The 8,615-nt window shown below is 46.7% G+C and carries 10 protein-coding genes and 1 pseudogene; 5 read left to right on the plus strand and 6 right to left on the minus strand.

What is annotated here, in order from left to right; all coding sequences use genetic code 11:
- Positions 1-1,020, minus strand: a 1,020-nt coding sequence (locus H6S82_RS09865; RefSeq protein ID WP_191056181.1) for a pentapeptide repeat-containing protein, incomplete at its 3' end; no start/stop codon positions are given.
- A gap of 146 nt (positions 1,021-1,166) precedes the next feature.
- Here H6S82_RS09865 and H6S82_RS09870 point away from each other — a divergent pair.
- Together H6S82_RS09870 and H6S82_RS09875 are read left to right on the plus strand one after the other, a co-directional pair.
- A complete protein-coding gene (locus H6S82_RS09870; protein ID WP_190470609.1) occupies positions 1,167-1,454 on the plus strand; it encodes a hypothetical protein in 288 nt (95 codons plus the stop codon).
- A 26-nt stretch (positions 1,455-1,480) separates the two neighbouring features.
- Positions 1,481-1,864: a DUF6516 family protein gene (locus H6S82_RS09875; protein ID WP_190470612.1), complete on the plus strand. Its 384-nt coding sequence runs from the start codon at positions 1,481-1,483 to the stop codon at positions 1,862-1,864.
- Positions 1,865-2,014: 150 nt separating this feature from the next.
- On the opposite strand, the gene H6S82_RS09880 is transcribed toward H6S82_RS09875, so the two are convergent.
- From H6S82_RS09880 to psbD, 3 genes are all read right to left on the minus strand, one after another.
- Positions 2,015-2,200: a PCP reductase family protein gene (locus H6S82_RS09880; RefSeq protein WP_190470616.1), complete on the minus strand. Its 186-nt coding sequence runs from the start codon at positions 2,198-2,200 to the stop codon at positions 2,015-2,017.
- 262 nt (positions 2,201-2,462) lie between these two features.
- Complete coding sequence (gene psbC, locus H6S82_RS09885; RefSeq protein WP_190470618.1) at positions 2,463-3,851, minus strand: photosystem II reaction center protein CP43; 1,389 nt, start codon at positions 3,849-3,851, stop codon at positions 2,463-2,465.
- Positions 3,835-4,893 (minus strand): photosystem II D2 protein (photosystem q(a) protein), encoded by a 1,059-nt coding sequence (gene psbD / locus H6S82_RS09890; protein WP_191056182.1) that lies wholly within the window; start codon positions 4,891-4,893, stop codon positions 3,835-3,837. Before psbD ends, psbC begins: the two co-directional genes overlap by 17 nt.
- 269 nt (positions 4,894-5,162) lie before the next feature.
- On the opposite strand from psbD, the gene H6S82_RS09895 reads away from it, so the two are divergent.
- From H6S82_RS09895 to H6S82_RS09905, 3 genes are all read left to right on the plus strand, one after another.
- The gene (locus H6S82_RS09895; protein WP_190473441.1) at positions 5,163-5,729 is read left to right on the plus strand and encodes a photosystem I assembly protein Ycf4; all 567 of its coding nucleotides are present in this window, start codon (positions 5,163-5,165) and stop codon (positions 5,727-5,729) included.
- A gap of 41 nt (positions 5,730-5,770) precedes the next feature.
- Complete coding sequence (locus H6S82_RS09900) at positions 5,771-6,505, plus strand: peptidylprolyl isomerase (RefSeq protein ID WP_190473510.1); 735 nt, start codon at positions 5,771-5,773, stop codon at positions 6,503-6,505.
- A 308-nt stretch (positions 6,506-6,813) separates the two neighbouring features.
- Positions 6,814-7,956, plus strand: a complete 1,143-nt coding sequence (locus tag H6S82_RS09905) for a beta-ketoacyl-ACP synthase (RefSeq protein WP_190473444.1) — start codon at positions 6,814-6,816, stop codon at positions 7,954-7,956.
- A 74-nt stretch (positions 7,957-8,030) separates the two neighbouring features.
- Here H6S82_RS09905 and H6S82_RS09910 read toward each other — a convergent pair whose 3' ends face one another.
- Together H6S82_RS09910 and H6S82_RS32985 are read right to left on the minus strand one after the other, a co-directional pair.
- Complete coding sequence (locus H6S82_RS09910) at positions 8,031-8,426, minus strand: hypothetical protein (protein ID WP_190473447.1); 396 nt, start codon at positions 8,424-8,426, stop codon at positions 8,031-8,033.
- 3 nt (positions 8,427-8,429) lie between these two features.
- Positions 8,430-8,615: pseudogene (locus H6S82_RS32985) on the minus strand (hypothetical protein); the annotation flags it as partial.

The raw sequence follows: 8,615 nt of genomic DNA on the forward strand, positions 1-8,615 counted from the left end.
CAAGTTAGCTTGACTTAGATTTGCATCATTAAGGTTTGCTTGCAAAGACAAATCCGCACCGCTAAGATTTGCCAGAATCAAATTGGCTTCACTGAGGTTTGCTCTTTGTAAATTCACTAAGTTTAGGTTTGCATTTCTCAGGTTTGCCTTACCCAACTTAGCTTCATACATTTTTGCTTTACGAAGATCTGTATTATTTAAATTTGCATCGTTCAAATTTATGCTATTTAACTCTGCTTCGCAAAGTTCAGCCCCCCTGAGATTTGCTCCACTTAGGTTTACAGCAGATAGGTTTACCTTATTTAGCTTTGCTCTGCTCAAATTGGCTTTGCTTAAGTTGAATTCCTTGCTGATACTTTGCCTACTAAAATCAGAGCCGGCTAGGTTAATTCCAGTAAAATCTTTTTCTCCCTCTTTACACCGCCTCAGAAATTCCTCAGCACTAATACCTGGTTCGTGACTCTCCTCTTCATCAGTATCATCTCTCATCAGTAGCAGCAACATTCTCTCAATCTGGAATTCTTCATCACTGAAAACGCTGAATTTTTCCTCTTGTTTACCTGCATCAATTTCCTCATTTTGGTATGTTTCAGCATCATTGTCAGATGCAGCAGTTTCCTGTAAAATTGATTGATGAGATTCTGCAACTACTGTTGGTGCGATCGACTCTTGGCTGATTTGCTCATCAAGCCGTTCTATATTTAGGATCGTGCGATCGCCATCATCAAGATTATCCCCTGTATTTCTTGTCGTCGCACTGTTTGTTACTGCATCGGAAATCTTGGAGTCATCATCGCCAGAAATGAAATTAGATAGTCGATCGCATCTTTTTTGAAGGTCTGCAATTTCTTTCTCGGAACTTTCCAAACGCACTAATTCAGGTCGATCGTTGAATTGTTCTGTCAGTTTATCTAATTCCCGTTTAATACCTTTAACATATTTTTTTACAACTGTTTGTTCTTGTTCGAGTTGTTCCAGTCTCGCTAACAGGGACGCTAGCTCGATTTGTTGTTCAGCCATTTTAGTTAATCTTTAGCTCATATAGGATATTTTCGCTCATCTCGCTGGGTATATGATACCGGATAAATACTCAAATACAATTTTTCCAACCAAACAAAGTGTTATTATTGATATACATCAGTGTATATTCTAAAGAGCGGGAAATCATGAATACAAAACTTCTCGAATCTCTAGCTGAGATGATTTTATCTCTCTCTGAGGAAGAAAGACAATTTTTAAATACAAAAATAAAAGCTTCACCATCATCAACAGTTGAGCAAGCGGTTCAACCAGAACTTTTGGATTTGGAAAATCGATTAAAAGCTTTTGAATCACAATATCAAATGTCATCTGATGTATTTTACCAACGCTTTCGGTCAGGAGAATTAGGAGACGAGATAGATTTCTTTGAGTGGAGTGTCTTCTATGAAATGTGGAAGACAGCCCAGAAATAATCGACATCTATCGAAAATTTAGCCTAATGGAACTTCAAGATTACATTACCGCCGTTAAAACAAAGCTGGCTCGAAGTTTAGTAATTGATAGCGTTGTTATTGTTGATGAGCGGACTTTACTAAACCGAGGATACTTCCGGGCGCGGTTGACACTTATTAATGGTGATTTTCTGGAAATAGCTGAGTCTTTTACTATCTTAGAGGGTCGTTGCTTAACTTTGGGTTATCGCTATCAATGGATGGATGCGACAAAACGACTCTTAAGAAAACGTTGGGATAACGTAGAGCATTTTCCTGAATTACCCAATTTTCCACACCACGTTCACATTGGAGAAGAATCTAACGTTTATCCGAGTCAATCTCGGAATATTTTAGAGTTAATTGACTTAATGGAAGCAGAAATTAGTTAAACAAATCATCAGGATTTCCACCCAATTGCCGCACCATATCCGCCAGTTTCTGCGCTTTTTCTTCCGGTGTCAGCAATCGGCTAGCTCCTCAGAAAAAGGCAAGCACATCAGGGGGTCGTACTTTAACATAGGTTTTAGCGCGATCGATTCCTACTGCCCAAATTCTAACCGCGCCTGTTCGACTATTTCCGCCGTCACCACATCTAGCTCAGCTTGACGCGCCAATTGCTCAATTCGCAGTCGAGCTTGCGTGCGAACAAAAAAAGGAATATTTTTCAGTTTCACCTGAGCTTCAGGCGTCCATTTCAAAGCACCCGTAAAATCAGAATCGCGCATGGCACATTAGCATCCAGCAATTACCAATCAGTTTATATATTACTCCCATCCTGCTAGAAGATTATGTACTTCTTCTTTTCTCTTCCTTAGTGTCCTTCGCGTCGAGAGCGGTTCGTTCAATACAAATTCTTCCGGCGGGAAGGGAGTAAGCTCCGTCAATGGTTTAAAGCCGAATTTTGACATAAATACAAAAAAGGCTCCTGCCTTTAAGCAGGAGCCCTATCACTCTATAGGAGAGAGAAAGATAAACTAAACTGACAACCTAGTCGAGTTCCTTCATGAACAGCACTGGCTCGGTTTCGCGATCGATACCTTTTTCAAAGCCAGCAGCCGCAGCACGAGCGCGACCTGCGTGCCAAAGGTGACCGACTAAGAAGAAGAAGGCCAATACAAAGTGAGAGGTTGACAACCAAGCGCGTGGGTTAACGTAGTTAAAACCGTTGATTTCGGTGATAACGCCACCCACAGAGTTGATGGAACCGTTAGGAGCGTGGGTCATGTATTCAGCCGCACGACGAATTTGCCAAGGCTGAACGTCATTCTTGATCTTGTCGAGGTCAAGACCGTTGGGGCCGCGCAGGGGTTCCAACCAAGGGCCACGGAAATCCCAGAAGCGCATCGTTTCACCACCGAAGATGATTTCGCCAGTAGGAGAGCGCATCAGGTATTTACCCAGACCGGTTGGGCCTTGTGCAGAACCGACGTTTGCACCCAAGCGTTGGTCGCGCACCAAGAAGGTGAAAGCTTGTGCTTGGGAAGATTCAGCGTTGGTTGGGCCGTAAAATTCGCTGGGATATACAGTGTTGTTAAACCAGACGTAGCAAGCAGCAATAAAGCCCATCAGGGACAGAGCGCCCAAGCTGTAGGAGAGATAAGCTTCTCCAGACCAGATGAAAGCGCGACGAGCCCAGCCAAAAGGCTTGGTGAGAATGTGCCAAATGCCACCAGCAATACAAATCAGGCCGATCCAGATGTGACCGCCGATCACATCTTCCATGTTGTTGACGCTGACTATCCAGCCATCGCCACCGAAGGGAGACCTGGTTAAATAACCGAAGATCACAGCCGGGTTCAGTGTCGGGTTAGTGATAACGCGAACATCACCACCGCCAGGAGCCCAGGTATCGTACACTCCGCCGAAGAAGACTGCTTTAGCCACCAACAGCAGGGCACCAAGACCCAACATAATCAGGTGGAAGCCCAAGATGGTCGTCATCTTGTTCTTATCTTTCCAGTCGTAGCCGAAGAAAGAGGAGTACTCTTCCAGAGTTTCTGGGCCGCGAACGGCGTGATAGATACCGCCCAGACCGAGAACGGCAGAGGAAATCAGATGCAGAACACCGACTACAAAGTAGGCGTAAGTGTCGATAACTTCGCCGCCTGGACCAACACCCCAGCCCAGTGTGGCAAGGTGAGGGATCAGGATTGCGCCCTGTTCGTAAATGGGCTTTTCTGGAGTAAAGTGAGCGACTTCAAACAAAGTCATCGCTCCAGCCCAGAAGACGATCAGACCGGCGTGAGCAACGTGAGCGCCCAGCAGTTTACCGGAAAGGTTGATCAAACGGGCATTTCCAGACCACCAGGCAAAACCGGACGATTCCTGGTCGCGGTTGCTACCTGCGATTCCAGAAGTATTAGAGAGCGTTACCACGCGGTAAAACCTCCTCAGGGAATACAAAGTGTTCGTGAGGTTGATCGGCAGGAGACATCCAAGCGCGAATCCCCTCGTTGAGCAGAATGTTCTTGGTATAGAAAGTTTCAAATTCTGGGTCTTCTGCCGCCCGCAATTCTTGGGATACGAAGTCGTATGCCCGCAGGTTGAGGGCTAAGCCGACAATGCCCACGGCGCTCATCCACAAGCCGGTCACGGGGACGAACAGCATGAAGAAGTGCAGCCAGCGCTTGTTGGAGAAGGCAATTCCGAAGATTTGCGACCAGAAGCGGTTAGCGGTGACCATCGAGTAGGTTTCTTCCGCTTGGGTGGGGTTGAAGGCGCGGAAGGTGTTGGCTTTGTCGCCGTCTTCAAATAAGGTGTTTTCTACCGTCGCACCGTGGATGGCGCACAGCAGCGCTCCACCGAGTACGCCCGCTACGCCCATCATATGGAAGGGGTTGAGCGTCCAGTTGTGGAATCCTTGCAGGAACAGGATGAAGCGGAAGATGCCGGCGACTCCGAAGCTGGGCGCAAAGAACCAGCTCGATTGTCCCAAGGGGTACATCAGGAAGACGCTGACGAAGACGGCGATGGGGGCGGAGAATGCGATCGCGTTGTAAGGACGAATGCCTACGAGGCGAGCGATCTCAAATTGCCGCAGCATGAAGCCAATCAATCCGAAGGCTCCGTGCAGGGCTACAAACGGCCACAGTCCGCCGATTTGGCACCAGCGCGTGAAGTTCCACTGCGCTTCTGGGCCCCACAGGAACAGCAGGGAGTGTCCCATACTGTCTGCTGGGCTGGATACGGCGGCTGTCAGGAAGTTGCAACCTTCCAAGTAGGATGATGCCAGTCCGTGGGTATACCAGGATGTGACGAAGGTGGTGCCTGTCAGCCAGCCGCCCAAGGCCAGGTAGGCGCAGGGGAACAGCAGGATGCCGGACCAGCCGACGAATACGAAGCGATCGCGCTTTAACCAGTCGTCGAGGACGTCAAACCATCCTCTTTGTGCTGAGGCGCGTCCGACTGCAACAGTCATTTCTAACCCTCTTGCTTTGTTATCTGGGAGGTTTCTAAGTAAGTTAACATAACTATATATTAATTTGTAGTCAAAATTAGTAAAGTCCCTAAATTAAAGTCGTTGGGATAGAGCGAAGGGCATGGGATATTGTAGAGAGGAGTAGAAATACTTAAGCGCACAGAAGGGATTTTTGTCTTTCTTGCTGCTTGCCGATCGCCGATTTACAATTACCAATCCCCCATTACCAATCTTTAAGTTAATGGCAAGTAACTGAGAATTTTACTACTATGACAGCACAAACAATCAACACAAGCGATCGCATACTCCGCCAAGACGTTTTGGGGTCTCGCCGTTTCAGCAATTACTGGTGGGCAAGCGTCACCACAATTGGCGGCGTCGGCTTTTTGTTAGCAGGTCTTTCCAGTTATCTGCACACAAACCTCTTGCCGTTGGGCGATCCCACCGATCTGATCTTTTTCCCGCAAGGGTTGGCAATGACCTTTTATGGGACAGCAGGTTCGCTTTTGGCACTTTACCTTTGGTTGACGATCGCTTTGGATGTCGGCGGCGGTTACAACGAATTTAATCAAGAAACCGGCTTCGTGAAAATTTTCCGGTGGGGCTTTCCCGGTAAAAATCGCCGCATCGAATTTAGCTGTCGCACCGATGACGTACAATCTATCCGCGTTGACATCAAGGACGGTTTGAACCCTCGCCGCGCTTTGTACCTGCGGGTCAAGAGTCGCCGCGATGTCCCCCTAACGCGAGTCGGTCAACCGATGTCTTTATCCGAACTGGAAAATCAAGGCGCTCAACTAGCTCGTTTCCTGGGTGTACCCCTAGAAGGTTTATGATCGGCTGGGTGGAATTTGTCAGTACAGGCCGTATTTATCAAATGCAAATCAAACTCGGACACTGGTTCGCATCAATTATACTGATGGGTGCATTGCTTTTGGGAGGATGCACGCAGCTACAAGATGCTACTGAAGCATCCCAAAGTCCATCAGCAACTGAAACTTCTGCACCTGTTATTCAAGCGAACAATCCCGAAATGACTAATTTACCTCGACTGGAAGGAAAGGCCACTGTCGTTATGGTGGTGAAAGGATCGCCCATTACGATCGAAGTGGATGGAACAAATGCCCCCATCACTGCCGGTAATTTCGTGGATCTCGTCCAGCGAGGCGTCTACGATGGTTTGGTGTTTCACCGCGTAGTACGGGAACCCCAACCTTTTGTAGTTCAAGGTGGCGACCCCCAAGGTAAAGACCCGAATTTCCGAGGTCAGTTGGGAACAGGCGGTTTTGAAGATCCGGCGACAGGGAAACCGCGTAACATTCCGTTGGAAATTAAGCCCAAAGGCGCAGATACTCCGGTTTATAGCAAAACGATAAATCAGCCACCTGTTTTGAACCACAAACGCGGTGCTGTGGCAATGGCTCGATCGCAGTTTCCAGATAGCGCTTCTTCTCAGTTTTACTTCGCTTTGACGGATCTGCCTTTCTTGGATGGCAGCTATGCTGTGTTTGGAAATGTCACCCAAGGCATGGATGTAGTTGACAAAATTCAACAGGGCGATCGCATTGAATCCGCTAAAGTAACTGAAGGGGCGGAAAATCTGAAGAAATAGTTAAAAGTCACTGGATTTTGGATTTTGGATTTTGCGCGAAGTGGGCGTCTTGGCGGTTCCCGTCACGATGCCCACCTTCGCAAGAGAGGATTTTGGATTGGTTCTGGCTTGAATATTGTGGAGACGTTTCATGAAACGTCTCTACAATAGACATCTTCAGAAAAGAATCTCAAAGGCAGGCAGGATGCCTACCCCACAAGAATTTTTGGAGATGTCTAATAGTTTTTGACGCATTTCAAGTTTTGTCCGATCGTTGCCCAGCCAATCCAAAATCCAAAATCTAAAATCGGGCGACAACACCGAGAAAAGTGAAAGTAGTTGTTACCGGCATTGGTTCGATCTGTTGTTTGGGTACGCTGGAAACTAGCTGGCAAAATTTGATTTCCGGTCAGTCTGGTATTCGCGTTCATCAACCTTTTCCTGAATTAGAGGCGCGTCCTTTGGCGCTGATTGGAAATAAGCCAGCTGAGTTATTAAGATTAACTCGGCTGGTTGTTACTTTGGCGTTAAAAGATGCAAATCTTCTACCTCCTTTATCTAATTGTGGAGTGGCGATCGGATCTAGTCGCAGTCAGCAAGCTGTTTGGGAAAAGTTGGCGTCGATCTCAGCCTTCCCCATTGACGGCGAGGCGGGAAAGTCTCTAAAAGATTGGTTGGAAACTCTGCCGCATATGGGTGCGATCGCAGCTGCTCGTCAAATCGCTACAATTGGGCCAGTGCTTGCACCGATGGCGGCTTGTGCAACGGGGATTTGGTCGATCGCGCAAGGTTTTGAGTTAATCCAAACAAGGCAATGCGATATGGTAATTGCCGGTGCGGTGGAAGCCCCGATTACGCGGCTGACTTTGGCTGGCTTTAAACAGATGGGTGCTTTGGCGAAAACTGGTGCTTATCCGTTCGATCGATATCGGGAAGGTCTGGTGTTGGGAGAAGGTGCGGCAGTTTTGGTGCTGGAATCGCTTGAATCAGCTAAGCGTCGAGGTGCGAAGATTTACGGTCAAGTTTTGGGTTTTGGCTTGACAAACGATGCACATTATGCTAATGCTCCGGAAGAGGGAGGGTGGAATGCGATCGCAGCCATCAAGCAATGTTTGGAACGCAGCAATCTTTCCCCAAACGACATAGATTATATACACGCGCACGGTACGGCAACGCAGTTAAATGACCGAAATGAAGCGCAGGTGATTCGGTATTTGTTTCCCCAAAATGTACCGATTAGTTCTACCAAAGGAGCAACTGGTCATACACTGGGAGCATCGGGAGCATTGGGAACAGCTTTCTGTTTAATGGGGTTGCATCATCAAATTTTACCGCCTTGTATTGGCTTAAAAGAATCAGAATTTGATTTAAATTTTGTCAGAAAAGCGCGTCCGTGTGAGATTCGGAATGTGCTTTGTTTGAGTTTTGGATTCGGGGGTCAAAATGCCGTGTTAGCGTTGGGGAAGATATGACAAGTAAGGAAGATTATATTCTTCCGCAAGTAGTGTTTAAAGCGCTTTCCCCTAGTAACACTCTTACCGAAAGCTCACAATGGCGCGATCGCTTTTTCTCTTCCCCAAAATTCTTCTATTTGATCGGAGAAGCAAAGAGTGGTATTACCCATGTATTGTCGCGCTTTAGCTAATAAATTTTTATTATCTCCTAAACGTTCGCATACTGTCACGGCTACAACTTCTTGAATTTGAGTATCTTCGTGATTTGCTAATTGTTCTAGAAAAGCAAAGATGCGTTTGATAGTATCTTCTCTATCGCCTAATTCCAACAGAGAAATTAAATATGGGTTGAGGATATCACCAAAGATAATATGCGCTCCTGATTGTTCGTCACCCCACCATTCAAGCTCTGATTCGTATTGCGATCGCAGTTCTGGTATTGCTGTTACCAGATGTTCGCCCAAGTTGTCGAATTTAATTTCTGTCATTGTTTAAGGGTTTAGATTTAAAGCGTCTTGAAGATCGTCTAAAAGGTTTTGAGCTATAGTGCGATCTTCAGGTGTTAGAGCTTCCTTTTCGAGGATTATCTGTAGCTGGATCGCCCTGCGTCTTCCTTTTTCAGAGTGAGATTTGCCACCGACTAGATTTCCTGTTATCCGTTCGTAAATTATTGCTCC

It is taken from the genome of Planktothrix sp. FACHB-1355, from assembly GCF_014748295.1.
Lineage (GTDB): Bacteria > Cyanobacteriota > Cyanobacteriia > Cyanobacteriales > Aerosakkonemataceae > Aerosakkonema > Aerosakkonema funiforme_A.

Coding starts and splice junctions, on each gene's coding strand:
- H6S82_RS09870 (WP_190470609.1), top strand. CDS start 1,167: ATGAATACAAAACTTCTCGAATCTCTAGCTGAGATGATTTTATCTCTC.
- H6S82_RS09875 (WP_190470612.1), top strand. CDS start 1,481: ATGGAACTTCAAGATTACATTACCGCCGTTAAAACAAAGCTGGCTCGA.
- H6S82_RS09880 (WP_190470616.1), bottom strand. CDS start 2,200: ATGCGCGATTCTGATTTTACGGGTGCTTTGAAATGGACGCCTGAAGCT.
- psbD (WP_191056182.1), bottom strand. CDS start 4,893: ATGACTGTTGCAGTCGGACGCGCCTCAGCACAAAGAGGATGGTTTGAC.
- H6S82_RS09895 (WP_190473441.1), top strand. CDS start 5,163: ATGACAGCACAAACAATCAACACAAGCGATCGCATACTCCGCCAAGAC.
- H6S82_RS09900 (WP_190473510.1), top strand. CDS start 5,771: ATGCAAATCAAACTCGGACACTGGTTCGCATCAATTATACTGATGGGT.
- H6S82_RS09910 (WP_190473447.1), bottom strand. CDS start 8,426: ATGACAGAAATTAAATTCGACAACTTGGGCGAACATCTGGTAACAGCA.